The organism is Mesorhizobium sp. M0771, assembly GCF_040320155.1.
Taxonomy (GTDB): domain Bacteria; phylum Pseudomonadota; class Alphaproteobacteria; order Rhizobiales; family Rhizobiaceae; genus Mesorhizobium.
In genome coordinates this window covers 90,717-116,365 of record NZ_JAMYPC010000007.1, presented here as the reverse complement: position 1 = coordinate 116,365, position 25,649 = coordinate 90,717, and the positions used below count along the sequence as shown (strand labels likewise).

Below are 25,649 nucleotides of genomic sequence, written 5' to 3'. Positions count from 1 at the left end.
CGCCTCTTACCGCTATCCGCGGCGCGTGTTGCAGAAACGTCACGTTTTCGCCCTGCGAGCAACAATTTGGTAACGAATTGGCGTTGCTCGGCCCGCTTTTATGATCTTTGTATGGCGGTGGGATGCCTTGCCTAACAACAGAATCGAGAGCGCAATGACAACCAGAAGACGTTTTTCCAAACTGCGGCACAGGGAAAAGCTTGAAAGCCGCGAAGGCCTGCAGGAGACCCTCTATCTAGCCATTGAAAGCGTGCTCCAAACGGATGGACCGAAGATTCGCCTGCCGGCGATGAGGGCTGCGGCTGAGATAGCGGCCATCATCGTATCCCAGATAGTATGTCAGCCAGACGCTATTCAGAGGGCCTTCAAAACCATTGAGGAAGACGTTCCGAATTACGCGACTGAGTTTGCGACCGAGTTGACACAGATCGCCTTGGGACAAGTTTCTAGGCGCCTCGTTCGTCTCAAAGCCAGCCGTTCCGAACAGACAGCAACTCTGAAACTGGCGGACGATTGGGCCGGCCCGGTGGCTGGCCCAACGGAGATCGAGCGTTTCTTCGGAATTCCGCGCTCCACATTATATCGTTGGCAGAAACGAAATGAAGCCGTCGCTCTAAATACCAGGAGCAGCAGCAAGCCCGTATTCCCTTTAAGGCAGTTTGCTGATGGACGGCCCGTTCCTGGCATCGCTGAGGTAATCTCGGTCGTTGGTAGTCCACGTCAAGCATGGGAATGGCTCATATCCCCAAACGTTCTGCTTAAGGAACAAAGACCAATCGATGTTCTTCACGCTGGCGACGTAAAAGGGGTGGTTTCAGCTGCTCGGAACCTCGCACCGAATGACCCTACAGTTATCCCGTTCAAAGTCTCAACGTAAGTTTTGGTTGTGCCAACACGACAATCCCGCCCCTCGGTTGGTCGCGAATAGCTCGCCTCGCTCTTGAGTTCATTTCGCACAGCGCGCTCCATCGCGGATTCCATTGGATTGTAGTTTTCCATTGCATTTCTCTCCCCAACGCCCCGAACGATCGGAACCAACGGTAACGACTTCAAACAAATTCAACGGCTTAGTGTTAAGGGCGCGTTAAAGCAGGGTTTATGCACCCTTCTGAAATTCCTTAAGAATTTCTAAATCCGCTGCCGCCAACTGGGTCCGAAAGCCGCATCCTCGCGGCCTGTCTGCCGCAAAAGGCAGAGGCCCTGGCTACCCGAATATTTCAATTCTGCTGGATCGAGATGCCCTTGTCGTCGATCTTCAGTTCTACGCCCTTGGGCTTGGTCTGTTCGTGATAGACATATGCACCGAGCGCGATGACCACGACAACGAGCGCGCCGACAAGGAGATAGAGAGTGTTCTGTTTCACGGCGCGCTCCTTTGGCAGCAATTCCAGGAAAGCACAGGCTTTCTCCTGAGGAATTGCGTTGAATGAAAACTTAGAGCGTCAAGCTCGCTTCAGAACCTTGACCAGCACCAGCAGGATGACGGCGCCGATCGTTGCGTTGATGATGGCAGCCAGAATGCCGCCGCCGATAGCGAAGCCGAGCCTTGGAAACAGCCAGCCGGCGATCAGGGCGCCGATAACCCCGACGATGATGTTGCCGATGAGGCCGAAGCCGAAGCCCGAGACGATGAGGCCGGCGAGCCAGCCGGCAATGGCGCCGATTATGATGAAGATGAGAAGGCTTTCGATGCCCATGACGCGTTCCTCCAGGAAGAGAGGCTACGGAGCGGAAGGCCCCGAATCGGCCTCGATATCAACGACTTCAGGGTATGCGAAAGCAGTTGCACCCGCCAGCGGCGCTCATTGATCGTCGTCATCGTCGCTGGAGACTGGCCGCCAGCCGGTCGGGTCGACCTTTTTCTGGGTATCGCTGTCGGTGTAGACCCACCAGGCGCCGTCGCGATATTGCCCGACGGATTCGCTGACGACGCCGGCGCCGTCCTTCCACAGAACAGTGACCTTGGATCCATCCGTCGGGGCGGTCGCTATCGGTTTGCGGTCTGCCACGTCATCCCCCTCATTGAGTCGACAGAACGCCACGACGCGTGTCTGGTTGCAAGGCTGCCGGAAGCGTTATCCGAAGGCCATCAGCTGTGGGCAAAAATATCCTCTTCGTCCCAACCCATCAAATCGAGCTTGGCACGCGTCGGCAGGAAGCGGAAGCAGGCGTCGGCTTCCTTGGTGCGCCCGTCCCGCGCCAGGCGTCCAGCCAGCACCTCGCGCAGACGGTGCAGATAGAGAACGTCGGAAGCGGCATATTCGAGCTGTTCGGGCGACAGGGTCTCGGCCGCCCAGTCCGACGATTGCTGCGCCTTCGACAGGCCGACGCCAAGCAGTTCGAAGCAGATGTCCTTCAAGCCGTGCCGGTCGGTATAAGTGCGGGTCAGCCGCGAGGCGATCTTGGTGCAGAACACCGGCTCCGGCATGACGCCGAAGGCGTTGTAGAGCACGGCGAGGTCGAAACGGCCGTAGTGGAACAGTTTCGATATGCCGCGGTTGCGGAGCAGGCTGACGAGGTTCGGCGCTTTCTTCTGGCCGGGCGCGATCTGGATCACGTCGGCCGAGCCATCGCCGGGCGAGATCTGCACCACGCACAGCCGGTCGCGGTGCGGGTTCAACCCCAGCGTCTCGGTATCGATGGCCACCGCGTCGACATTGTAGTGGGCGAGGTCGGGCAGATCGTTCTTGTGGAAGCGGATGTCGGGCATGGTTTTCTCCGGATCGCGGCGTAACTCGTCCTCGCCGCGATCCGCTGAAAAATCAACAAGAAAACTTCCCAGCCTCCTCAGCGCGTCAGCGCATCGAGAATGCGCGCCCAGGAGCGCTGGCCCTTGTGGAAGGAGGTCAGCTCGTATTTCTCGTTGGGCGAGTGGATGCGGTCGTCGTCGAGGCCGAACCCGACCAGCAGCGATTCCATGCCGAGATAGGTCTGGAAGTCGCCGACCACCGGTATCGAGCCGCCGCTGCCCGTCGTCACCGCTGGCTTCGGCCATTCATCCGACAGCGCAGTCTTGGCCTTGGCCAGGAATGGCGAGTCGTAGGAAAGCTGAATTGCCGGCCCGCCGCCATGCGGGTGGAATTCGACCGAACAGTCCCCGGGAATGCGCGCCTTGACGAATTTCCGGAAAGCGGCGCGGATCTTCTCGGGGTCCTGCTTGTGGACGAGGCGGAAGGAGATTTTGGACGACGCTTCCGCCGCGATCACCGTCTTGAACCCCTTGCCGGTATAGCCGCCGATGATGCCGTTGAACTCGGCCGTCGGCCGCGCCCAGGTCAGTTCCATCACCGAGCGGCCTTTTTCGCCCGACGGGATCGAGAGGCCGATCGGTCCGAGGAAGGTTTCGGCGGTCTCGCCCAGAGTTTCCCATGATTTCAGGATCTGCGACGGCGTTTCCTCGACCCCGTCATAGAAGCCGGGAATGGTGATGTGGCCGTTCTCGTCATGGATGTCGGCGAGGATTTTCGCCAGGATGCGGATCGGGTTGGCGGCGGCGCCGCCATAGAGGCCCGAATGCAGGTCGCGATCGGCAGCCTTGACCGTGACCTCCTCGCCGACCATTCCGCGCAGCGAAACGCAGATCGACGGCGTTTCGCGGTCCCACATGCCGGTGTCGCAGACCAGAGCGAAATCGGCCTTGAGTTCCTCGGCATTGGCCTCGAGGAACGGCTTGAGCGACGGCGAACCGGACTCCTCCTCGCCCTCGAACAGGATGGTGATGCGGCAGGGCAGATTGCCATGCACCTGCTTCCAGGCGCGGCAGGCCTCGACGAAGGTCATCAGCTGCCCCTTGTCGTCGGCCGAGCCACGGCCGGTGATTACCTTGTGACCGGGCTCGATCTCATTGACCGCCGGCGCAAACGGGTCGTTCTCCCAAAGCTCGATCGGATCGACCGGCTGCACGTCGTAATGGCCGTAAAACAGCACATGCGGCGAACCGGCGGGGCCTTCATGGTGCGCAACCACCATCGGGTGTCCCGGCGTGTCGCGCACCGAAGCGTCGAAGCCGATCAGCTTGAGGTCCGCCACCAGCCATTCGGCGGCCTTGCGGCAGTCGGCGGCATAGTCTGATTCGGTGGAGATCGACTTGATGCGGAGCAGGCCGAACAGGCGCTCCAGGCTCTGGTCGAGATTTTTGTCGAGACGGTCGAGGACGGAGGAAATGGTGGACATTACTGCGGGCCTTTCTTTTCGGTGCCGGGACCGTAAAGGCAGCGCATCAAAACGAAAAGCCCGCGATCGTTGGACCACGGACCGTAAACACTTGTCAGAAGGCAAAAAAGAACCGCCGTGGTGGAGGGGAACCACGGCGGTCTTTTACTCGAAACGATGCGGCAGCCCGGAGAGGGGGGATAGGCTGCCGCAATTGTCCGGGATAGGCGGGGGACGGGCCTTGCTCCGGACTCGGCGAAAACTGCCGATGACCTTTATTTGTGTCTCGGATCGTGGCGTTTCAAGGGCACAAAAATTACACTTTTGTAACATAGCCGTGAGCGCCGAGGCAAACAGCAGCAGGACCTATCGGCAGGCAGGCTCTGTCAGCATGTCGCCGCAACACCTGTTGGAAGCCCGCCTTTGCCATGGACCGCGCCGTCCTGCCGCGCTATCCCTGCCGGCATGAAAAAAGGCGACCATCTCTTCCTTATCGACGGCTCCGGCTACATCTTTCGCGCCTATCATGCGCTGCCGCCGCTGACCCGCAAATCCGATGGGCTGCCGGTCGGCGCGGTCTCCGGCTTCTGCAACATGTTGTGGAAGCTGATGCAGGACGCCCGCAACACCGATGTAGGCATCGTGCCGACGCATTTAGCGGTCATTTTCGATTATTCGTCGAAAACCTTCCGCAATGATCTTTACCCGGAATACAAGGCCAACCGCAACGCACCGCCCGAAGACCTGATCCCGCAATTCGGTCTGATCCGCCAGGCAACCGTGGCCTTCAACCTGCCTTGCATCGAGATCGAAGGCTACGAGGCCGACGACCTCATCGCCACTTATGCCAGGCTGGCGTGCGAGGCCGGCGGCGACACCACTATCATCTCCTCTGACAAGGATCTGATGCAGCTGGTCGGACCCACGGTCGGCATGTACGACCCGATGAAGGACCGCCAGATCGGCATCCCCGAAGTCATCGAGAAATGGGGCGTGCCGCCGGAAAAGATGATAGACCTGCAGGCGCTGACCGGCGACTCCGTCGACAATGTGCCGGGCGTACCCGGCATCGGGCCGAAAACGGCGGCGCAGCTTCTGGAACAGTTCGGCGACCTTGACGGGCTGCTCGCCCGGGCCAGCGAGATCAAGCAGGACAAGAGGCGCGAATCCATCATCGCCAATGCCGACAAGGCGCGCATATCGCGCCAGCTGGTGACGCTGAAGAACGACGTGCCGGTGACCGACGGGCTCGACGATTTCGTGCTGCATGCGCCGGATGGGCCGAAGCTGATCGGCTTTCTCAAAACCATGGAATTCACCTCGCTGACCCGCCGTGTGGCCGAGGCGACCAGCACCGAAGCCGGCGATGTGCAGGCTGTCGCCGTCACCGTCGAGCGCGCCGACACCGCGCACGGCCCCGATGTCGGCTCCGGCACACCGGTGCCTGCGGCAACACAGGATGAAGCCAAATCCGAAACCGCAAGGGCCGGGGACGCGCCTTCGCTGCTTGCCGCACTTCGCCTGGAAACGGCCGCCGCGGCCAAAATCGATCCTGCCGCCTATGTCGCCATCCGCGACACGGCAACGCTCAAGACCTGGCTGGCCCAAGCCAAGGAGACCGGAACCGTCGCCTTCGACACCGAAACCACGTCTTCCGATCCGATGCTGGCCGACCTCATCGGTTTCTCCCTGGCGATCGGCCCCGGCCGCGCCGCCTATGTGCCGCTCGCCCACAAGAGCGGCGCTGGCGACCTGCTCGGCGGCGGCACGCTGGAGAACCAGATTCCGGTCCGCGAGGCGCTGGCGCTGCTGAAGCCGTTGCTGGAAGACAAATCGGTGCTCAAGATCGCCCAGGACGCCAAATACGACATCGTCGTCATGAGCCGCCACGGCATCGATATCGCACCCTTCGACGACACGATGTTGATTTCCTATGTGCTCGACGCCGGCACCGGCCACCACACTTTGTCCTCGCTTGCCGACAAATGGCTCGGCCATGCCACGACGCCGCTCAAGGATCTCGCCGGTTCCGGCAGAAGCTCGGTCGGGTTCGAGCAGGTCGACATCGACCGGGCGACCGCCTACGCCGCCGGCCATGCCGACGTAGCGCTGCGGCTATGGCAGGTGCTGAAGCCGCGACTTGCCGCCAAGGGCCTGGTTTCGGTCTATGAGCGGCTGGAACGGCCGCTGGTGCCGGTGCTGGCGCGGATGGAACAGCGCGGCATCTCGGTCGACCGCCAGATCCTGTCGCGGCTCTCCGGCGAGCTGGCGCAAGGCGCTGCACGGCTGGAGGAGGAGATCTACGGCCTTGTCGGCGAGCGCATCAACATCGGGTCGCCAAAGCAACTCGGCGACATCCTGTTCGGCCGCATGGGCCTGCCCGGCGGCTCCAAGACCAAGACCGGGCAATGGTCGACCTCCGCGCAGCTTCTGGAAGACCTCGCCGCCGAAGGCCACGAACTGCCGCGCAAGATCGTCGACTGGCGCCAGCTGACCAAGCTGAAATCGACCTACACCGACGCGCTGCCCGGCTTCATCCATCCCGACACCAGGCGCGTGCACACATCGTATGCGCTGGCCGCAACGACGACGGGCCGGCTGTCCTCCTCCGATCCCAATCTGCAGAACATCCCGGTGCGCACCGCGGAGGGACGCAAGATCAGGACGGCCTTCATCGCCGACAAGGGCCAGAAACTGGTCTCGGCCGACTACAGCCAGATCGAACTGCGCGTGCTTGCCCACGTCGCCGAGATCCCGCAGTTGAAGCAGGCCTTCGCCAATGGCGCCGACATCCACGCCATCACCGCCTCGGAAATGTTCAACGTGCCGGTCGAAGGCATGCCTTCCGAAGTGCGCCGCCGCGCCAAGGCGATCAATTTCGGCATCATCTACGGCATCTCGGCCTTTGGGCTGGCCAACCAGCTGTCGATCCCGCGCGAGGAGGCCGGCGCCTACATCAAGAAATACTTCGAGCGTTTCCCCGGCATCCGCGACTATATCGAGGCAACAAAAGCCTATGCCCGCGAGCATGGCTTCGTCGAAACCATCTTCGGCCGCCGCATCCACTATCCTGAGATCCGGTCGTCAAACCCGTCGATCCGTGCCTTCAACGAGCGCGCCTCGATCAACGCCAGGCTGCAAGGCACCGCTGCCGATATCATCCGCCGCGCCATGGTGCATATGGACGAGGCGCTGGAAAAGACCGGCCTGTCCGCCCGCATGCTCTTGCAGGTGCATGACGAATTGATCTTCGAGACGGTTGAAGCGGAAGTCGAGGCGACGATCCCCGTGGTGCGCAGGGTGATGGAGAACGCGCCGATGCCGGCCATCTCGATGTCGGTGCCGCTGCATGTCGATGCCCGCGCAGCGAACAACTGGGACGAGGCGCATTAGCGCCGGATACGCCGCGATCCTTCACACCCCCCTCTGCCCTGCCGGGCATCTCCCCCGCAAGGGGGGAGATCAGCCGCCACTTCCGGTTTCGCCAATCTCCGACGTTGCTGCAATGGGCGCAGCGCTTGAACTGCCAATCTCCCCCCTTGCGGGGGAGATGTCCGGCAGGACAGAGGGGGGTGCTGTCCCGCCAGCGTCGAAACGTTAGGCAGCCTCAGCCAGGCACTTGGCACACGTCCCTCGAAACTCGATCACCGCCTTCTTCGCAGCAAACCCGGTCGAGCGCACCCATTCGTCCAGCCGATGGTCGACGTCATGGTCGGACATCTCCATCACCTGCCCGCATGTGTCGCAGATAGCGAAGGCTGTCATCGAATGCGTATGGTCGTGCGGTTCGGCGCAGGCGACGAAGGAGTTGAGGCTTTCCAACCGGTGCACGAAGCCTGACTTCACCAGGCTGTCGAGCGCCCGGTAAACCTGTAGCGGCGCGCGGAAACCGCGCTCGCGCAGCTGGTCGAGAAGCGTATAGGCGCTGAGCGGTCCGCTGGCGGCCTCGAGCTTTTCGAGCACGCTCAGCTGATTCTTCGTCAGCACATCCCTTGCCGCCATGATCCCGTTTTCCGATCGTTTAGAGCATGATGCCGAAAAGTGTGGAGCGGTTCTCGGACGACATCATGTTCTATCTGTTTGATCCAGCGCCGCTCGCAAATCATTTCTGCCATGCGACGGTCTCAATTCCCTTGAGATAGCGATGAAGCGGGCTTTTTGCCACTGTTTCCGTTATCGCCATCGACACCATGACCACCACCGCCGATTGACGGCACCGACCACATTCAAAATACTGACAAAATTCGCGACGAAAGGTGCCGCACTTGCAAATTCGATCGGGCTTGGGGAAGCAATTATGATCAAACTGACACGACGGACGCTGCTCGTCGGCACGTCGGCGCTTGTGGCTGCCGGTACGGTCTCGTTCCGCGCCCTCGCCGCCTCGCGCACCTATCACGCGCTGCTGGTTGCCTGCACCGACTATCCGAACCTGCCGCAGAAGAACTGGCTGATCGGGCCGAAGAACGATGCCGGCCTAGTGCGCGACTATCTCCTGAAGAACACGCCCGATCCGGTGAAGTTCTCGGCCGAGAACGTGATCCTGCTCGCCAAGGACGTCGAAGGCGCCAACGGCCCGCCGACGCATGCGGCGATCAAGGCCGCTCTTGCCGACCTCGCCGGCAAGGTGCAACGCGACGATTTCGTCTATCTGCATCTGTCGGGCCACGGCGCCCAGCAGCCGCAAGCCAAGGCCGGTGACGAGACCGACGGCCTCGACGAGATTTTCCTGCCGTCCGATATCGACAAATGGATCAACCGCGAAGAGGGCGTGCCGAACGCGCTGGTCGACAACGAGGTCGGCGCCGCACTCGACGCCATCCGCGACAAGGGCGCCTTTGTCTGGGTGGTGTTCGACTGCTGCCATTCCGGCACCGCGACGCGCGCCGCGGAAGTCGATGACGAACTGGAGCGCAAGGTCGAGTTCGCCGACCTCGTCGGCGGCGACGACGCGGCGAGAGCAGCCGCGGTGAAGGCCTATGACGACATCTCGGCAAGCGCATCGCGCGGTTTCGACGAGAATGGCGGCCGCAAGCCGGCCTTCAACCTGACGCCGACCGGCGCAGAGCCGATCGCCAGGGGCAAGCTGGTCGCCTTCTATGCCGCGCAGACGGTCGAGACGACGCCGGAAATGCCGCTGCCCAAGGGCACGCCCGACGCGCCGCGCTTCGGCCTGTTCACCTTCACCATCCTGTCGAAATTGGCCGAGAACCCCAACGTCACCTATCGCCAGCTCGGCCAGGCCGTGCTGCAGCAATATTCGGCCGACGGCCGCACAAGGCCGACGCCCCTGTTCGAGGGCGAACTGGACGCCCGCGTGTTCGGCACCGACAAGACCGACGCCGTCATGCAATGGCCGATTGCCGTCAAGGACGGCGATGTCGCGATCGGCGCCGGGCTGCTGCAGGGTCTGACCCCCGGCAGCAAGCTCGCCATTTTGCCTTCGGCGCTGTCGAAGCTCTCCGACGCCGTCGGCTATCTCGAAGTGAAATCGGCAAAAAACCTCGAAAGCCAGCTCGCACCGGTCGAATTCGACGGCAAGCCGGCGCTTGCGCCGACGGCGGTGCCCGCCGGCGCCTATGCGCGCGTTGCCGAACTCGCCGTCGACTACAAGCTGCTGGTGGCAAAGCCGGCGCCGACCGCAGGGCTCGAAAAAGAAACCGAGCTGGTCAATTCGGTTCTGGACGAATTGGTGGCGAAGCCGAAGTCCGGCTTCCACATCGCGCTGGTCGAGCCTGGCAAGAGCGCCGATCTGCGGCTTGCGGTGCTGCGCGAAAAATCCATGGACGGCGCTGCCGCCAACGCCAGCGACGAACCGGCGCTGTGGTTCCTGCCGGCGTCCGGCGACATCAGCCTGAAGGACGGCAGCAAGCCGCCGCGCATCGTCATCCATCAGGATGGCCGCGACAAGCTTGCGGAAAACACAGCCAAGACCCTGACCACGATCTTCCGCGCCACCGGCCTGTCGCGGCTCGCCGCGGCGTCCGACTACCGGCCGGACGAGGTCAGCGTCCAGTTCCTGATCAAGCGCCAGGACAGCGATGCGCTGGAGCCGATCGAATCGTCAACGGTGCCGCGCGTTTCGCCGGGCGATCAGGTACACATTGCGGCCAAGAACGGGTCCGACGAGTTCGTCGACATCAACGTGCTGTATATCGGCAGCGACTATTCGATCGCCCACATCGTCGCCGAGCGGCTGGCGCCGATCAACCAGCAGGCCGACCAGGGCCTGAAGGAAGGGCTGCTCGCCTTCACCGACACCAGCTTCGGCATGGAGCGCATGATTGCCGTGCTGACCGAGGCGCCGCCGCAAAGCGAGAAAGAGGATCTGAGCTTTCTTGCCCAGGAAGGCGTGCGCGCCGTGACGCGTGCCGCATCGGGAACGCCTGGTTTTTCCGACATGCTGGCCGACATCGGCATGGCACCGGCAACGCGCTCCGTGATGCGGCTTGCCGACAAGAGCGGTCCCAAAGGCGCGGTGATGATCTTCCCGATGGAGACGGTGCCCCGCGCCTGACCTGACATTGCTTCGCCGGCTCTTGTAGGCGTGATATATGAACATTCCCGGCTCGCGACACCTCTATGCGCCGCGGCTGGATGCAACAGATGAGGACATCAGTGACTATCCCCGTGCTCTCCTGGCGTGCAGCGACGGTCGGCCTTGCCGGCAGCCTGTTGCTGGTTGCCAGCGCCTCGGCGGACGAGAATTGCGGCCTGTGCGCCAAGCAGATCGTCACCAATTCCGAGCTCGCCACCTGCTTTCTCGACCAGTACGACCAGATCGCCAAGACCGGCAACACGGCCGTTGTCGTCGATCTCTCCAGCTGCGCCTCGCGCGGCGTGGTCGAGCCCTTGCCGTCACCCAGCAAGGCGGCTGCCGAACCGGACGTGCAGTTCATGATTTCGCGCACGCAGCTCGATTGCCTGAAAAAGAAGCTGGAGACACCCGGCATCGTGCTCGATCCCACCGCCATCATCCAACTGGACAGCTGCGGATGAAAAAGCCGGGGGGCGCTGCAACGCAGAAATCGCCGGCCACATCGGCGCCTCCGCCGGCCAAGAAGCCGGCGACCTTGCCCGAAACCACCGAAGGCTTTCCGTGGCCGAGCAGTCACGAGATCAAGAAGGAAGCCAACCCCTTCACCGACCGCGACTGGCGCATGCTGATCTACGCCTGGTCGGGTCTCGCCGTGCGCCTGGCGATCGTCTTCACCTTGGCCTTCTCGGTCTTCCAGTTTCTCGCAAACCAGGAACAGAAGCGCGTCGAGCAGACGATGTCGCTGGTCGAGCTTTGGGAAAGCAAGGATTTTCAGCAGGCGCAGCGCGCGCTCAAGGAGCGCCTCTCGTCGCTCAACGCCAAATACGACAATCTGCTCAGCGCCACGCCGTCGCCAACCGAGGAACAGGTTTTCCGGCAACGCATCGGCATCGAGGCGATGACTGCCGGCGGCGGCACCATGCCGATCGCCGATTTCAACGACAATTTCGACCGCATCGTCTATTTCCTCAATCGTCTCTCCATCTGCGTCGAGGGCAAGCTCTGTTCGCGCGATGTCGCCGATGCCTATTTCCGCGACTATGCGGTGTCGTTCTGGAGCTATTTTGCCGGCTACATCGAAAAAGAACGCAAGGCCGGTTCCGCCAATTATGCCCAGGCGATCGAGAATTATGTGCGTCACGGGTCGCCGCCGTCCGCCGACTCCAAATAGCGGCGCAACAAGGTGCCGGTCAGCTCCCATGCCCTGCGTGCTTTCCGGTGGCTGGTCATGCTCGGTCTTCTGGCGCTGGCGTCGGTCGCCCGTGCCGAGGACCTCGATTTCCATCTCGATCTCAACACCGGCGGCCACAGCGCCAGGGTCACCGACCTTGCCTTCACGCCGGACGGCGAGGAACTGGTCTCCGCATCTGACGACAAGACCATCCGCATCTGGGACTGGCAGAGCGGGGTGACGCTCCGCACCATTCGCGGCTATCTTGGCAATGGCAATGACGGCAAGGTCTTTGCGATTGCCGTGTCGCCGGACGGCAAGACGATCGCCGCCGGCGGTTATTTCGGCGCCGGCATCGGCGACAAGCCCCCTTATGGCGATATCAGGCTGTTCGATTTCGCCACCGGCAAGATCAAAACCGTGCTCAAGGCCGCCGACTATGCCATCTATGATGTCGCCTTTTCACCCCACGGAAACACGCTCGCCGCCGGCGGTGGCGATGGTTTCGTCTACCTCTGGCGGGCGGACGACAAATCCGCGTCGGGCTGGACGCTGGCGGAAAAACTCGATGCCGATTCCTGGCGTGTGGAAAAGCTCGCCTTCGCCGCTGCGGGAACCCGGCTGGCGGCAGCGACCACCGACAATGGCATAAGGCTCTGGGATGTCGCCAAGGCTGAGGAGATCGCCTTGCCCGCCGAGGCCGAACCGCTGCGCGATGTCGGCGTCGCCGCACTCGCCGTGTCATTGGATGGCAGCCTGTTTGCCACCGGCAGCAAGGACGGCGACGTCCAGCTCTGGCAGGCCAGCACGGGCAAATTCGTCCGCGCCATGCCGAAGCAGGATTTCCAGATCGGCGCTCTGAGCTTCGCCACGGGTTCGCGGCTTGTCGCGGCCTGCAGCTACCACTGCGCCGACAAGCATCGCTCGGTGGTCTGGAATACCGACAGCGGCGAGCAACTGCTCGACTATAACGGCCATGACGGCACGGTCTTTGCTGGCGCCGGCAATGCCGACGGCTCGCTGGTGGCGACAGCCGGCGGCACCCGCAACGCCATCCAGGTCTGGAACCCCATGACCGGCGAGCGCAAGGCGCTGCTGCAAGGGGTCGGCGAACCGGTGACGGCGATCGGGATCGATGCGGCGAGCAGCTCCATCGCTTGGGGCAACACCAACCCCTGCCCTGAACGCGTGTCCTGTCCCGAGCTGCAGGGCACGCTGGACAAGGTACTGGCACTACCGACGGCCGAGCGGTTCTTCGAAGACCCGGTGGCGTTGGCGGAACAGGGCGCCTATGCCCGCGCGGCACTCGCACAGGGTGAGTGGTCGCTCCGTGCTGCCCCCGGCGGCAAGGACGGCCTGGAGAATGCCGTGCTCGAAATCGCGAGCGGCGGAAAGGTGATGCACAGCATCGAGAATGCCGCCACCGATGGCTTCGTCCATTCGGCTTACACGCTGATCGGCAATGGGCTTGGCCTGATCACCGGCGGCAGCGACGGCACGCTGTTGGAATACAAAACCGCGACCGCCGATGTATCGGGTGAATTCACCGGCCACACCGGCGAGATCAACGCCATGGTTGCCGCCGAGAAGGAAGGGCTGTTGGTCACCGGCAGCGCCGACCAGACCGTGCGGTTGTGGAATTTGAAGAGCCACAAACTGATCGTGTCGATGTTCTTCGCCGGTTCCGAATGGATCGCCTGGATGCCGCAGGGCTACTATTATTCCTCCGCCGACGGCGACAAGTTGATAGGCTGGCACGTCAATCAGGGTCGCGACCACGAAGGGCGTTTCATCAGCGCCGGCCAGCTGAAGAAATATCTCTGGAGCCCGGAAATGGTGCGCCGGGCCATCATCCTGCGCAGCGCCGAACAGGCGGTCCAGGAAATGCGCCCCGGCGTCGACCGCGAGCTGGAAAAGCTGCTCGAGCGCAAATCGCCGGAATTCGGCATCAAGCTTGCCGCCGACCAGAGCAACGTCCGCGAGGGCTATGTCGCCGTCGAGATTTCGGGCGTGCAGGAAGCCGGCGCCGATGTCGCCGGATTTTCGATCCTGTCGAACAGCCGCAATGTCGGCGATGTCACCGCACGCTCGGCCGATGGCGGCAAGAGCATCATCGTCGAAGTGCCGGTCGAGAATGGCGAAAATACCATTCGCATCACCGGCACCAACGAGTTCGGCTATCTGACCGAGCGCAGTGTCACAGCACTTGGCAGGAAAACCGAAAAGCCCGCCAACAAGGGCAAGCTCTACGTCGCCGTGATCGGCGTCGACAAATATCCCTTCCTCACCGATGCATGCGCCGGCCACGCCTGCGATCTGCGCTATCCCGTCGACGACGCTACCGAATTCCTCAAGGTGATCTCGCAGAAATCCGCGCCCTTGTTCTCGGCGATGGAGACGCTGGTTCTGGTCAACCGCGAAGCGCTGGATGAGGCGCCCGATGCCGGCAAGGACGTGTTCAAGGTCGCCAGCGCCGACAGCATCCTGGAGCCGGATTCCGACACCATCGACGACCAGCTCGCCGATTTCCTCGACAGACCCGGCGAGAACGACACCACCATCATTTTCGTCGCCGGTCACGGCATCAACATCGACGAAGACTATTATTTCATCCCCACGGACGGCCGCAAACAGGATCCCGACCGCTGGAAGCGCTCCTCGCTGGTCGACTGGGGCGACATCCAGAAATCGGTTGAGCGGGCCAAGGGCATGCGCTTCATGCTGCTCGACACCTGCCACGCCGCCAACGCCTTCAACCCGCGCTTGGAAAAAGACGCGCAGGACGCACGCATCGTCGTCTTCTCGGCCACCGCTGCCAACAACACCGCCGCCGAACTGCCCGACCTCGGCCATGGCGTCTTCACCTATTCGATCCTCGAAGGCCTGCGCGGCCGGGCCAAGACCTCCGACGGCGGCGTGACGCTGTTCGGCCTCGCCGACTACATATCGCGCGAAGTACTGCGGCTGACCGCGTCCAAGCAGAAGCCGTTCTACTATGTCGGCGGCGTGGAGAACATTGTGCTGGCTGAGCCGTGAGAGGTCGGCACCCAGGCACCCCCCTCTCGCCTGCCGGACATCTCCCCCTCAAGGGGGGAGATCGGTCTCTTCATTGTTGGAGATCTATTTTCAAGGTTGATGATTGGCGAAAGTCGAGGCGACATCCAATCTCCCCCCTTGCGGGGGAGATGTCCGGCAGGACAGCGGGGGGTGCCTGGGCACGGACCAGCATTCTGGTCTTTGCCACCGCCTTGCTTATCCTCTCAGTGCTTCAAGCGTCTGCCGCCCCCATCACCTGCCCGCCCGGCGACACAAACTTCCCGTCCTTCTACTCCGACCCCACACTCTTCACCGACGCCATCGCCGCCGTCGCCAGAATCGAGCCGTCCAACCAACGCCTCACCGGCATCACAGTCCCCCACCACCTGCTCGTCGCAGATCTCGTCGCACTCGGTTTCCACGCCGCGTCCGGCTTCCGCTACAAGCGCATCGTCATCCTGTCGCCGGACCATTTCCACGAGACGCAGAAACTCTTCGCCACCACGACGCGCGGCTTCGACACCGTGCTTGGCCCGGTCCTGGCCGACACGGCAGCCCTGCACCTTCTCCAGGCGAACAGCGACATGGTCGAGGACTCCTGCCTCTTCGCCAAGGAGCACGGCGTTCAAGCCATGCTGCCCTTCCTGCACCATTATTTTCCCGAGGCAACCATCGTGCCGGTGGCGATGTCGGTCAAGGCGAAGCGCGGCGACTGGGACCGGCTGGCGCAGGCGCTGAAAGCGATCGTCGACAAGGACACGCTGATCGTCGAATCCACCGATTTCTCGCATTATCTGCCGCAGCACGAAGCCAGGCGTTTCGACCAGCAGACGCTGAACATGCTCGCCGCCGGTTCGCTCGACGGCATCGCGGCGCTGCGCCAGCCGGATCACGCCGATTCGGTCGGTGCGCTCTATATCCAGACCAGGCTGCAGCGCGAACTGTTCGGTGCTGCGCCCCTGGTCGTCGCCAACGAGAACTCGCAGGCGCATTCGGGCGACTATGTCGAGCGCACCACCAGCTATGTCGTGGCGCTGTTCGGCGCCTTCGGCCCCGGCTTGAACAATCCTGCCCGTCCCGACGACAAGCTCTATTATTTCGCCGGCGACGTGAATTTCGGTCGCGCCATGATGAGGATCCTGGTCCGCGACGGTGTTGCCGAGAAGATCGTCGACAGCGTGCTGGCCCTGACCCGCTCGCGGCCGCTGATCGTCAATCTCGAAGGCGTCATCCTGCCCAACGTCCCTGAAGCGATCGACGACATGACGCTGGCGATGCCAACCGATCTCGCCATCGGCATGCTGAAGAAATTGCATGTCGCCGCTGTCAGCCTTGCCAACAATCACGCCTATGACCTCGGCCCGTCAGGCTATGCCGAGACGCTGGCCGCTCTGGACGCCGCCGGCATCGCCCATTTCGGCCAGGGCGAGACGCTGGCGCTTGCCGATCTCGACCTGGTCGGGCTGACCGACATTGATACCAACGGCTCCAGGAACACCGACCTTCTGACGCCTGCTTTGCTCGACCGGCTGCTGCACGACAATGCCGAGCGGCCGGTGATTGCCTTCGTCCATTGGGGCCGCGAGTACAAGACGGAGCCGTCGCCGCGCGAGGAGATGCTTGCCGACCAGATGCGGCTGCGCGGCGTCACGGCAATCGTCGGCGGCCATCCGCATGTATCGAGCGAGGCGATCCTTCCGCTCGGCGGCGGCGATGTTGCGGAGATCTATTCGCTCGGCAATTTCCTGTTCGACCAGAAGGCCGAACGATCGTCCGGGTCGATGCTGGAACTCAGGGTGTTCAGCCAGGGCACGATCTTTGCCAGGCTGATCCCGCTGCCCAATTATTTCGAGATGGGCTCGAAATAACGCGATTCCCGAAAGGACGTGACAGGACCTCAACAGCCTTGCATATCTTCCGGCAGATAGCAGACCGCCGGCTTGGTGCTGGTTTCAAACAGCGACTGCTTCGGCCTGAAATAGAAGAACGTGGCCGGCTTGCTCTCCCGTGTGCTGCCATCGGCGAAATGGGCGGCGATGCTGAAGCGATGGATCGACGACATTGACGACCACATTTTCAGCCGTGCCGTGTAGGCGCTGAGATGCTTATTGCCGCGCACCGGCATGGGGATGCTGTAATCGGTCTTGCCGATCGGAAATTCGATGTTCTGGTAGCGCAGCGCTTCGGGCGACGCGCCGCCGCCATCGCCGCATTCGGCGAGCGATTCTGGAACCTCGATGCTGACCAGCGAGACGATGACGCGAAACGGCTCGCTCTGTTGGTAGATAGCGCCCTGTTCGTCCGCCCAGGAATAATCGAGCTTGCCAATCCCGATCACGCTCATTTTCTCGACGCTGCCGCTGATGTAATCGGCAACGTCGCCGAACTTGACCTTGTTGGCCACCTGGGCGCGGCAGACATCCAGGCTGTCCCTTGACGGGCAAGTGAAGCGCTCGGTCTCGAGCGTGGTTGTGTCGACGCCGGCTTCAATCAGCACGTTCTTGATCGAGACGTCGACGCCGTCGCCGAAAGTGCCGATGTCCTTCGTGAACGTGCGGCTCGGCTCGCCGGTCGCGTTGTCCTCCTCGTCGGTCCTGGTGAACTGGATCGACATCTTCATGTCTTTCACGTCGCCCCAGCCATTGTTGACGATCGAGAAGTCGGGGCGGAAGCCGACGCAGCCATAATGCTCGCTGATCGACAGCATCGGCTTGCGGTAGGCCTCGCTCGCGGCCACCTTCATTTCCAGGCTGTCGATCTTGACCCTCGACTGGTCGGTGGTCTTGAGGTCGACTTCGGCGAAGGCCGGCGCCGTCTCCCAGTCCATGCCTTCATAGACATTGCCGGTACGAATCTCTCCGGTGCCGTTCCAGGCATCATTGTACTGGTCCGACACCGGATAGATCGCGATGTCTTCGTCGCGCACCAGATGCTGGTACTGCATGTCGGCCTGCTGCGTCATGCGCTGGTCGACGGCAATGCCGATCTCGACCTTGTCGGCGGAACCGCCGCCGGTCTGCGCCTTGAGCAACCCGCCCACTCTGGCATCGGCCAGCACGTCGGGGCGCGCACCGCCGATCTCCTTGCCCATCGCCCATTGCGACCAGTAGACGGTGCCGCCGGGCAACCGGGTGCGGCCCTTGCCATCCTTCAGCCCATCGGCAAAAGAGCCGACGAATATCTTGCCTGTCTTCGTCTCCAGCCTGCCCTCGCCATTCGGCACACCGGCCCTGAATTGCCCTTCATAGCGATTGCCGTCGGCATCGACATGGATCGCATGGCCGTCGAGCTGGCCGGCGACCCAATGGCCGTCGAGAATCTCGCCCGAACGCAGCTCCAGCCGGCCTTGTCCTTCGGGGCGGCCATTCCTGATCTCGCCGAAATAGCTGGAATAGATCGTCTTGGGGTCGTAGCTCGCCGAGCCGCGTACGCGCCAGACCAGCCTGCCCTTGCCGTTGACGGTGCCGTCGGCTGCGACGGTGCGGTCCGGCGACACGCCGGCTGCCGGCTCCCAGGTGAAATCAAGACCCAATTCCGGGTGGGAATCCCAGACCCGTACATTCTTGCGCAGCACCGAACGTGTTTCGCTTTGATAGAGGATTTGCACCCGCTCGGCCCAGGCGCCATCGGGTGCGGCACCGCCTTGATCGGCCATAGCGGAAAAGCATGTCAGTGCGGCCAGCATGGATGCAGCCGCCATCGCTTTGACCCCGAAGATCATTCTTGCCCGCGCCATCTTACCCAACCCCTTGGATCGCCTAGCGTAAGCACCGCTGCAACACAGTGCAAGAGAGGTGTTTCGATACAAAAAAAACCGGCGGCAGGAACGTCCCGCCGCCGGTTTGGTAGTGCTGGTTATCGCCGCTGTTTGCCGGCGAAAGATCATTCAGCCTTATTTGTACAGGCTGTTGATCCACGCCACGTTGGCGGCGTTCAGGCGCACCGCAGTGTTGGCGTTGGGGCTTTCGGCCACGTTCACGCCGGTGACGACGCGCTGCTTGGCGCCATTGTCGTAGGCGTAGACCGAGCTGCCGCTCGACCCCGGATAGGTGTCGCAGTCGTACTGGAAATACTCCGCGCCGACGTTTTCGGCTTTCACTTCGCAGGTCGCCTTCCACATCGTTCCCATCGGCTTGTCGCCGGGGTAGCCAACGATGTTTGCGGTGAAATCGCCGAGGTTCTCATAGTTGGCATAACCCAGCCAGCCGAGATTGGTGCCGACATCCTGCTTCAGCGTGATGATGCCGAGATCCCACGGAATGACCGAGCCGTAGTAACCCTGATAATTGTCGATGAAGCCCTGCAAGATATAGACGCTCTCGTAGCTGAAAGCGCCAAACGGTGCATCGTCGGCGGTGTTGCCGTTGAGCGACGGCACGAAGATGACGTCGTCGAGCCAAGCCTTGTCTTCATTGCTGTAGAGGCAATGCGCCGCGGTGAGCACCGTGCGCGGACCGATCAGGGTTCCCGAGCAGCTGCCGTAACCGCTCTTGGCTTTGCCTTCGATATAGCCGATCGCGGTGAACGGGTACGTCTTGGTGTTCTTGATCTGCTCGCGGTCGTCGGCCCCGAACACCTGGCGGCCGGCTTCGTCGCCGCCCGTCAGCCCGGTCTTGTTGGCCGCTGGTGCGTTAGCGGGCGCATTCAGTTCCTTGATGACAAGGTCCTTCAGCGTCTCGCCGGCATCGATCTTGATGTCCTTGCCATCGGCGGAACGTCCGACGATGCCATAGGATTTGACCGCCGTGCCCTCGTCGGTCAGCGGCGCTGCCCGGCTGGCTTCATCTTCGGTCAGTTTCGGCGGCGCGATCGGCTTTGCACGGCCGGGCTGGTAGTCGCCCGTTCCGAGATCGCGCATGCTTTCGCCATTGCCGGCATTCGCTGAGCCGGGATCGGCGGCGAAGGCAGGCATCGTCCACAGTGCGGTGGATAGCAGTGCGGACGCAATGATAGTGCTTGTCAGTTTCGTCATGGTGAGACTCTCCCAAAAGTCAGCAAGGAGTGGAGCAAAATACAGAAATATTGTCGAGATCGTGGTGGAGTTAAAAAATTAGTTTGGTTACCCGCCCGTATCGGATCATCGGTCCGGGCGGCCTCGTTAAAGCCCTCCGCCAAACGCACCCGCGTCGATATACTGCCTAAAATAATCCAACATTGGCAATGACAAATCGCTTCCACGTAGCCCGTGGGGGGCTATAGGGTTTGGGTGGGCTCTGCCCGATGGGGCACGATTAGCAAAAGTCGTATTTCGGTTTTATGACCGCGCGGATGTCGTTCGTTCTGGCAGAAGGCGATCGAGGTACCGGTACCGCTTCTGTTGGTTATGCGTCATGGCGGCATGGCTCGGCATTTTTCATCTCAGGAGGGTTTCAAGGTGAACATTATCCATCGGTTCAGGCCGCTTGCCGCTGCATCGCTGCTGGGCATCGCGGCCGCTTTCCCCGCCGTCAACGCGCTCTATGCAGCCGACGACGCCGCCAGGCCGGAAGCGGCGGTCTCGCCGATGCAGCGCGTCGCCGAATCCCGGGACAAGGCCAAGGCCGAGAATCCCGACGGGGCCGACCGCGTCTATGGCGGCAAGGAAGCCGACAAAGGGGCCTATCCGTTCCAGGTGGCGCTGCTGACCAGCGCCCGGCTGGACCCCAGCCCGGCCTCGCAGCCGAACGCGCAATTCTGCGGCGGCAGCCTGATTGCTCCGCAATGGGTGCTGACGGCGGCGCACTGCCTCAACGACAAGGGCCGGCCGATTTCGCCCGACACGGTGACCGTGCTGACCGGCGCCACCGATCTTACCGAAGGCAAGCGCTACAAGGTGGTCGAGGTCATCGTCAACGAGGGCTACAGCGAACAGACGCTGGACAATGATCTCGGCCTGCTCCGGCTGGCGGAGCCCGCCGATGCGCCGGTCATCAAGATCACCAATGAGCCGACGCCAGACAGCGGCAAGACCACGGTCATCGGCTGGGGCAAGATGCAGGACGGCACCTTCCCGACCGCGCTGATGGTGGCCGATCTCGATCTCGAGCCGAGCGCTGCCTGCAACAGCGGCATCAAGTCGATCTATGCGCATGACCTGAAGGCGGCACTTGGCGATCTCTCGCATCGGATGCGTTATTCGGAAAAGGGCATCGATGCCGCCGCCAATGCGATCGCCGCCGATATGTCGGATCCGCTGACCAAGAACATGATCTGCGCCGGCACCGACAGCGGCGAACGCGACGCCTGCAACGGCGACAGCGGCGGTCCGCTGTTCATGACCGGCGCCAACGGTCCGGTCCAGGTCGGCGTCGTCTCCTGGGGCGAAGGTCCGTCCGACGGCACCGCCGCTTGCGGCCACAAGAATGCCTATGGCATCTACACGCGATTGGCCAACTATACGGGTTGGATCGAAGCCAAGATGAAGACCCCGGCTCCCGCAGCCGCGGCGGCGCCCAAGGCCGGTCTCGGCACGGCCAAGAAGCCCTGAACGGGCCCGAAGCTTGATAAACGCAAAACGGCGGGATCTTTCCCGCCGTTTTGATTCATGTCCGGTGCCGGCTGTTCCGCTTACTTCCGCGGCGGGCCTTTGCGCTCGGCCGACGCCGCCCACAGATTGATGTCGGACTCGCGTGCGTAAGTGTCGATTTCGGCGAGCTCGGCATCGCTGAACTCGAGCACCTTGAGCGCGCCGACGCAGTCCTCGACCTGTTCGGGCCGGCTGGCGCCGATCAGCGCCGAGGTGACCCGGCCCTTGCGCAGCACCCAGGCTAGCGCCATCTGCGCCAGCGTCTGGCCACGCTTGCCGGCGATCGCGTTCAGCGCCTGGATGTTAGCGATGGTCTTTTCGTTGATGAAGGCGGGCCGCAGCGACTTGCCTTGGCTGGCGCGGCTACCCTCGGGGATGCCGCCGAGATATTTGTCGGTCAGCATGCCTTGCGCCAGCGGCGAGAACACGATCGATCCGACACCGAGCCCTTCCAGCGTATCGAGCAGTCCGTCCTCTTCGACCCAGCGGTTGAGCATCGAATAGCTCGGCTGATGGATGATGCAGGGCGTACCGAGCTGCTTCAATATGTCGGCGGCCTCGCGCGTGCGCTGCGAATTGTAGGACGAGATGCCGGCATAGAGCGCCTTGCCGGAACGCACCGCATGGTCGAGAGCGCCCATCGTTTCCTCAAGCGGCGTATCCGGATCGAAGCGGTGCGAATAGAAGATGTCGACATAGTCGAGCCCCATCCGCTTCAGGCTCTGGTCGAGGCTCGCCAGCACATATTTGCGGCTGCCCCATTCGCCATAAGGCCCTGCCCACATCTCATAGCCCGCCTTGGTCGAGATGATCAGCTCGTCCCGATAGCCGGCGAAGTCGGTGCGCAATATCTCGCCGAAGGCGATCTCGGCCGAGCCGGGCGGCGGGCCGTAATTGTTGGCGAGATCGAAATGGGTGATGCCGAGATCGAAGGCCTTGCGCGCGATCGCCTGCTTGGTGTTGTGCGGCGTGTCGTTGCCGAAATTGTGCCACAGGCCGAGCGAGATCGCCGGCAGTTTCAGGCCGGATCGCCCACATCTGTTGTAGAGCATTTTCTCATAGCGGTGTTCAGCCGGCTGCCAGCGCATGGGTACAGATCCTGGATTGTATGGGTGTCGGCGCGCGCGCCCCCACACCCTTCTACCTCATTTCTGCTTCGCCAACAGTCCTTTTGCGTCCTTGACGCCGAGTGCAGCCGGCCGCTCGCAGCTGGTCTGCATGGCGACGAACTTGCCGGTCTCGCCCGACCGCAACAGGCCGGTCATGACATCGACGGCATGCAGCGCGAGCTCCATCGAGCAACGATGCGGCCGGCCCTCGGCGATCGCCAGCGCCATGTCGGCAAGGCCTGCGGTGCGGTAGTTGGCCATCATGCCCTGGCCGTGCATTTCGTTGGGCACGCCGAACGGATGCTGCCATTTCGGCAGTTTCTTCACCGGTTTTGCCGCCTTGGTTATGCGCACGTCGCCACCGAAGAAATTCGGATCCGGCACGAACACCGTGCCCGTCTCGCCATAGAGTTCCATCGGCGCGTGACCATGCGCCCAGACGTCCCAGCTGGTGTTGAGCGTGATCACGGCGCCGTTCTCGAACTCCAGCAGGCCGTGGATCGTCGTCGGCGTGTTCACCGGGATTTTTTCGCCCGCGCGCGGTTTCGACGAGATCGTGCGTTCCTTGGCAGGCGTCGTCGCGAAGGCCGCCACCTGCTTCACCGGCCCGATCAGCTGGATCAGGTTGGTGATGTAGTAGGGCCCGATGTCGAGCACCGGCCCGGCGCCCGGCTGGAAGAAGAAATCGGGATTGGGGTGCCAGTGCTCCATGCCGTGGCCCATCACATGACAGGTGCCGCTGGTGATCTTGCCGAGCGCGCCGGTGTCGATGAGGTTGCGCACCAGCTGGTGCGCGCCGCCGAGGAAAGTGTCCGGAGCCGAACCGATGCGCAGCCCTTTCTTCTCGGCCCGGCTCTTGAGGTCGAGGCCTTCCTTGACCGACAGCACGAACGGCTTTTCCGAATAGACGTGCTTGCCGGCATCGAGGATCTGCTTCGACACCCCGTAGTGCACCGCCGGGATGGTGAGGTTGACGACGATGTCGATCTCGTCATCCTTGAGCAGTTCTTCGACGGTCTCGGCGCGCAGCTTGAACTCCTTCGCCCGTGCCTTGGCCGCGTCCATGTTGATGTCGGCGCAGGCGCGCATCTCAATGCCGCGAAACAGCGGCGCCAGCGAGAAATACGCTTTCGAGATGTTGCCGCAGCCGATGACGCCGATACCCAGTTTCTTTGCCATGATGATTGTTCCTAGTAAGCCTTGACGGATGCGAGCGAGCGGCTGGCGAAGCGCTCGATATCGTTGGGGTTGTCCTGTTCCATGACGTAATATTTGGCCGCGCTCTTCGCCCGAAGTGTCTTGATCAGGCCGGCCCAGTCGATGGTGCCGTGGCCGACATCCGCCCAGCCGTCCTCGTCAAGGCCTTCGCCTGACTTGGCCATGTCCTTGACATGGACGGCGCTGATGCGCTTGCCGTGCTTTTCGATCCACGGCAGCGGATCAACGCCACCGCGGACTACCCAGGCGACGTCCATCTCCCAGCCGATGTCGGGCGCAGCCGACAGGATGTGATCCTGCGGCACCGAGCCGTCGGCGAGTGTCTTGAACTCGAAATCATGGTTGTGCCAGGCAAAGCCGTAGCCGGCTTTTTTTGCGGTCTCGCCGACCTTGGCCAGACGCTCGCCAAAGCCGCGCCAGCCGGCAGCGTCGGCCGGCCGCTGCTCGGCCAGCAGATAGGGACAGATGACGAGCGTGATGCCGAGTGCGTCGGCTGTTTTGCGTACCCCGTCGAAATCATTCTCCAGCGCATCGATCGAGAAATGTCCGGTCGGCATCGAAAGCCCGTTCTTGTCGAGTTCGGCGCGGAACGCCGTGGGGTCGTCATAGACGCCGCCGAAACCTTCGACTTCCTTGTAGCCGAGCTTGCCGAGCATTTTCAGGATGCCGTCCCACGGCTGGAAATTGCGGGCGCTGTAGAGTTGGAATGACCAGTTCATCGTCTCTGTCCGTTTCTTGGGTGGTTAAGGCTTGGGGATGTTTTCGGGGGATCGTTTCGGTCGTTCTTGGGAGGATGGTTTGCGGATGATTCTAGAGGGTCACAGGCGATTGCCGGTCGCAGCGTCGAACAGCGAGGCGCGCGCCGGATCGAAACCGAACTGGATCGGATCGCCGCTGCGCAGCGTCCGTTCCGCTTCGACGCGGAAGGAGAAGTTGCGGCCGGCAAGCTTGGTCCACACCAGCGTGTCGGAACCCATCGGCTCAACGATCTCGACCGAACCGCCGGCGGAAAACGGCATCGACTTTGCAGCGTCACCGAAAGCGATGTGTTCAGGCCGGATGCCCAGCACGCAAGCGCCGGCCGGGCGCTCCGTGCCGTCAAAGGTATAGCGGTCGAGCGGCACCGAAACACCGTCGGTCCTGAACGCCGGAGCAGCACCGGCTTCCAGCTCCCCTTCGAGGAAATTCATCGCCGGCGAGCCGAGGAAGCCCGCGACAAAACGGTTGACCGGCCGGTTGTAGATCGTCTGCGGCGCGTCGAGCTGCTGGATGACGCCGCCGCGCATGACCGCGATACGGTCGGCCAGCGTCATCGCCTCGATCTGGTCGTGGGTGACGTAGATCATGGTGTTCTGCAGCTTGCGATGCAGAAGCTTGATTTCGACGCGCAGTTCCGAGCGCAGCTTGGCGTCGAGATTGGATAGTGGCTCGTCGAACAGGAAGACATCGACGTCGCGCACCAGCGCCCGCCCGATCGCCACGCGCTGGCGTTGGCCGCCGGACAAGGCCGCGGGCTTGCGCTGCAAAAGCGGCTCGATCTGCAGGATCTCGGCGGCGCGTGCGATGCGCTTGGCGATCTCATCCCTGGGCACGCCGGCAACGCGCAGGCCGAACGACAGGTTCTTCTCCACCGTCATTTGCGGATAAAGCGCATAGGACTGGAACACCATGCCGATGCCGCGATCCTTGGGCTCCTCCCAGGTGACGTTCTTGCCCTTGATGAAGATGCGGCCTTCGGAAATATCGAGCAGCCCGGCGATGCAGTTGAGCAAGGTCGACTTGCCGCAGCCCGAGGGACCGAGCAGCACGATGAACTCGCCCTCTGCGACCTCGAGATTGAGGGTCTGCAGCACCGATACAGAGCCGAAATTTAGGGACAGGTCCTGGATCGAAACGCTGGTGCCGTTGGCTGCCGTCATC

The 25,649-nt window shown here is 62.5% G+C and carries 20 protein-coding genes; 8 read left to right on the top strand and 12 right to left on the bottom strand.

All coding sequences use genetic code 11. The annotated features are described in order from the left end of the window. Positions 1-154: 154 nt before the first annotated feature. A complete protein-coding gene (locus NKI05_RS13250) occupies positions 155-877 on the top strand; it encodes an antitoxin Xre/MbcA/ParS-like domain-containing protein (RefSeq protein WP_023814763.1) in 723 nt (240 codons plus the stop codon). 340 nt (positions 878-1,217) lie between these two features. On the opposite strand, the gene NKI05_RS13245 is transcribed toward NKI05_RS13250, so the two are convergent. The 5 genes from NKI05_RS13245 to NKI05_RS13225 all read right to left on the bottom strand — a co-directional run bounded on the left by NKI05_RS13245 (position 1,218) and on the right by NKI05_RS13225 (position 4,173). Continuing rightward, complete coding sequence (locus NKI05_RS13245) at positions 1,218-1,364, bottom strand: hypothetical protein (protein WP_023686592.1); 147 nt, start codon at positions 1,362-1,364, stop codon at positions 1,218-1,220. Between the two features lie 78 nt (positions 1,365-1,442). Beyond that, positions 1,443-1,697, bottom strand: coding sequence for a GlsB/YeaQ/YmgE family stress response membrane protein (locus tag NKI05_RS13240; RefSeq protein ID WP_023814764.1), 255 nt, complete (start codon positions 1,695-1,697; stop codon positions 1,443-1,445). Between the two features lie 105 nt (positions 1,698-1,802). Beyond that, complete coding sequence (locus NKI05_RS13235) at positions 1,803-2,009, bottom strand: hypothetical protein (protein ID WP_352792416.1); 207 nt, start codon at positions 2,007-2,009, stop codon at positions 1,803-1,805. Positions 2,010-2,089: 80 nt separating this feature from the next. Next, the gene (locus NKI05_RS13230; protein ID WP_023698188.1) at positions 2,090-2,710 is read right to left on the bottom strand and encodes a ribonuclease D; all 621 of its coding nucleotides are present in this window, start codon (positions 2,708-2,710) and stop codon (positions 2,090-2,092) included. Between the two features lie 77 nt (positions 2,711-2,787). Next, on the bottom strand, positions 2,788-4,173 hold the full coding sequence (locus NKI05_RS13225) for a M20/M25/M40 family metallo-hydrolase (protein WP_023814765.1): 1,386 nt from the start codon (positions 4,171-4,173) through the stop codon (positions 2,788-2,790). Between the two features lie 444 nt (positions 4,174-4,617). Here NKI05_RS13225 and polA point away from each other — a divergent pair, with 444 nt between their 5' ends. After that, positions 4,618-7,545 carry a DNA polymerase I gene (polA, locus tag NKI05_RS13220; protein WP_023814766.1) on the top strand — a complete coding sequence of 976 codons (2,928 nt, stop codon included), beginning with the start codon at positions 4,618-4,620 and terminating at the stop codon, positions 7,543-7,545. Between the two features lie 204 nt (positions 7,546-7,749). On the opposite strand, the gene NKI05_RS13215 is transcribed toward polA, so the two are convergent. Continuing rightward, positions 7,750-8,154 carry a Fur family transcriptional regulator gene (locus NKI05_RS13215; RefSeq protein WP_023669789.1) on the bottom strand — a complete coding sequence of 135 codons (405 nt, stop codon included), beginning with the start codon at positions 8,152-8,154 and terminating at the stop codon, positions 7,750-7,752. Positions 8,155-8,449: 295 nt separating this feature from the next. Here NKI05_RS13215 and NKI05_RS13210 point away from each other — a divergent pair, with 295 nt between their 5' ends. The 5 genes from NKI05_RS13210 to amrB all read left to right on the top strand — a co-directional run bounded on the left by NKI05_RS13210 (position 8,450) and on the right by amrB (position 16,765). Further along, the gene (locus tag NKI05_RS13210; protein WP_023815741.1) at positions 8,450-10,669 is read left to right on the top strand and encodes a caspase family protein; all 2,220 of its coding nucleotides are present in this window, start codon (positions 8,450-8,452) and stop codon (positions 10,667-10,669) included. 89 nt (positions 10,670-10,758) lie between these two features. Continuing rightward, positions 10,759-11,151 (top strand): hypothetical protein, encoded by a 393-nt coding sequence (locus NKI05_RS13205; RefSeq protein WP_027049727.1) that lies wholly within the window; start codon positions 10,759-10,761, stop codon positions 11,149-11,151. Continuing rightward, a complete protein-coding gene (locus NKI05_RS13200; RefSeq protein WP_023815740.1) occupies positions 11,148-11,861 on the top strand; it encodes a DUF4760 domain-containing protein in 714 nt (237 codons plus the stop codon). Before NKI05_RS13205 ends, NKI05_RS13200 begins: the two co-directional genes overlap by 4 nt. Before the next feature lie 57 nt (positions 11,862-11,918). Further along, the gene (locus tag NKI05_RS13195) at positions 11,919-14,897 is read left to right on the top strand and encodes a hypothetical protein (protein ID WP_352788370.1); all 2,979 of its coding nucleotides are present in this window, start codon (positions 11,919-11,921) and stop codon (positions 14,895-14,897) included. A 149-nt stretch (positions 14,898-15,046) separates the two neighbouring features. Then, positions 15,047-16,765 (top strand): AmmeMemoRadiSam system protein B, encoded by a 1,719-nt coding sequence (gene amrB / locus NKI05_RS13190; protein WP_050594099.1) that lies wholly within the window; start codon positions 15,047-15,049, stop codon positions 16,763-16,765. 29 nt (positions 16,766-16,794) lie between these two features. Here amrB and NKI05_RS13185 read toward each other — a convergent pair whose 3' ends face one another. Both NKI05_RS13185 and NKI05_RS13180 read right to left on the bottom strand, forming a co-directional pair. Next, the gene (locus NKI05_RS13185) at positions 16,795-18,597 is read right to left on the bottom strand and encodes an MORN repeat-containing protein (RefSeq protein WP_352792415.1); all 1,803 of its coding nucleotides are present in this window, start codon (positions 18,595-18,597) and stop codon (positions 16,795-16,797) included. Positions 18,598-18,789: 192 nt separating this feature from the next. After that, the gene (locus NKI05_RS13180; protein ID WP_023686603.1) at positions 18,790-19,869 is read right to left on the bottom strand and encodes a trypsin-like serine peptidase; all 1,080 of its coding nucleotides are present in this window, start codon (positions 19,867-19,869) and stop codon (positions 18,790-18,792) included. A gap of 402 nt (positions 19,870-20,271) precedes the next feature. On the opposite strand from NKI05_RS13180, the gene NKI05_RS13175 reads away from it, so the two are divergent. Then, on the top strand, positions 20,272-21,363 hold the full coding sequence (locus tag NKI05_RS13175) for a S1 family serine peptidase (RefSeq protein WP_023713445.1): 1,092 nt from the start codon (positions 20,272-20,274) through the stop codon (positions 21,361-21,363). Positions 21,364-21,443: 80 nt separating this feature from the next. On the opposite strand, the gene mgrA is transcribed toward NKI05_RS13175, so the two are convergent. The 4 genes from mgrA to NKI05_RS13155 all read right to left on the bottom strand — a co-directional run bounded on the left by mgrA (position 21,444) and on the right by NKI05_RS13155 (position 25,648). After that, positions 21,444-22,490, bottom strand: a complete 1,047-nt coding sequence (gene mgrA, locus NKI05_RS13170) for an L-glyceraldehyde 3-phosphate reductase (protein WP_023669798.1) — start codon at positions 22,488-22,490, stop codon at positions 21,444-21,446. Positions 22,491-22,547: 57 nt separating this feature from the next. Continuing rightward, a complete protein-coding gene (locus tag NKI05_RS13165) occupies positions 22,548-23,690 on the bottom strand; it encodes a Gfo/Idh/MocA family protein (RefSeq protein WP_023669799.1) in 1,143 nt (380 codons plus the stop codon). 11 nt (positions 23,691-23,701) lie between these two features. Continuing rightward, positions 23,702-24,448 carry a sugar phosphate isomerase/epimerase family protein gene (locus NKI05_RS13160; protein ID WP_023669800.1) on the bottom strand — a complete coding sequence of 249 codons (747 nt, stop codon included), beginning with the start codon at positions 24,446-24,448 and terminating at the stop codon, positions 23,702-23,704. A gap of 99 nt (positions 24,449-24,547) precedes the next feature. Further along, positions 24,548-25,648 (bottom strand): ABC transporter ATP-binding protein, encoded by a 1,101-nt coding sequence (locus NKI05_RS13155; RefSeq protein ID WP_023686606.1) that lies wholly within the window; start codon positions 25,646-25,648, stop codon positions 24,548-24,550. Position 25,649 lies beyond the last annotated feature (1 nt).

Bases quoted from the DNA above. Each gene is read 5' to 3' on its own strand.
- NKI05_RS13250 (WP_023814763.1), top strand. From the start codon at position 155: ATGACAACCAGAAGACGTTTTTCCAAACTGCGGCACAGGGAAAAGCTT.
- NKI05_RS13240 (WP_023814764.1), bottom strand. From the start codon at position 1,697: ATGGGCATCGAAAGCCTTCTCATCTTCATCATAATCGGCGCCATTGCC.
- NKI05_RS13230 (WP_023698188.1), bottom strand. From the start codon at position 2,710: ATGCCCGACATCCGCTTCCACAAGAACGATCTGCCCGACCTCGCCCAC.
- NKI05_RS13225 (WP_023814765.1), bottom strand. From the start codon at position 4,173: ATGTCCACCATTTCCTCCGTCCTCGACCGTCTCGACAAAAATCTCGAC.
- polA (WP_023814766.1), top strand. From the start codon at position 4,618: ATGAAAAAAGGCGACCATCTCTTCCTTATCGACGGCTCCGGCTACATC.
- NKI05_RS13215 (WP_023669789.1), bottom strand. From the start codon at position 8,154: ATGGCGGCAAGGGATGTGCTGACGAAGAATCAGCTGAGCGTGCTCGAA.
- NKI05_RS13210 (WP_023815741.1), top strand. From the start codon at position 8,450: ATGATCAAACTGACACGACGGACGCTGCTCGTCGGCACGTCGGCGCTT.
- NKI05_RS13205 (WP_027049727.1), top strand. From the start codon at position 10,759: ATGAGGACATCAGTGACTATCCCCGTGCTCTCCTGGCGTGCAGCGACG.
- NKI05_RS13200 (WP_023815740.1), top strand. From the start codon at position 11,148: ATGAAAAAGCCGGGGGGCGCTGCAACGCAGAAATCGCCGGCCACATCG.
- NKI05_RS13195 (WP_352788370.1), top strand. From the start codon at position 11,919: ATGCTCGGTCTTCTGGCGCTGGCGTCGGTCGCCCGTGCCGAGGACCTC.
- amrB (WP_050594099.1), top strand. From the start codon at position 15,047: ATGTCCGGCAGGACAGCGGGGGGTGCCTGGGCACGGACCAGCATTCTG.
- NKI05_RS13185 (WP_352792415.1), bottom strand. From the start codon at position 18,597: ATGGCGGCTGCATCCATGCTGGCCGCACTGACATGCTTTTCCGCTATG.
- NKI05_RS13180 (WP_023686603.1), bottom strand. From the start codon at position 19,869: ATGACGAAACTGACAAGCACTATCATTGCGTCCGCACTGCTATCCACC.
- mgrA (WP_023669798.1), bottom strand. From the start codon at position 22,490: ATGCGCTGGCAGCCGGCTGAACACCGCTATGAGAAAATGCTCTACAAC.
- NKI05_RS13165 (WP_023669799.1), bottom strand. From the start codon at position 23,690: ATGGCAAAGAAACTGGGTATCGGCGTCATCGGCTGCGGCAACATCTCG.
- NKI05_RS13160 (WP_023669800.1), bottom strand. From the start codon at position 24,448: ATGAACTGGTCATTCCAACTCTACAGCGCCCGCAATTTCCAGCCGTGG.
- NKI05_RS13155 (WP_023686606.1), bottom strand. From the start codon at position 25,648: ATGACGGCAGCCAACGGCACCAGCGTTTCGATCCAGGACCTGTCCCTA.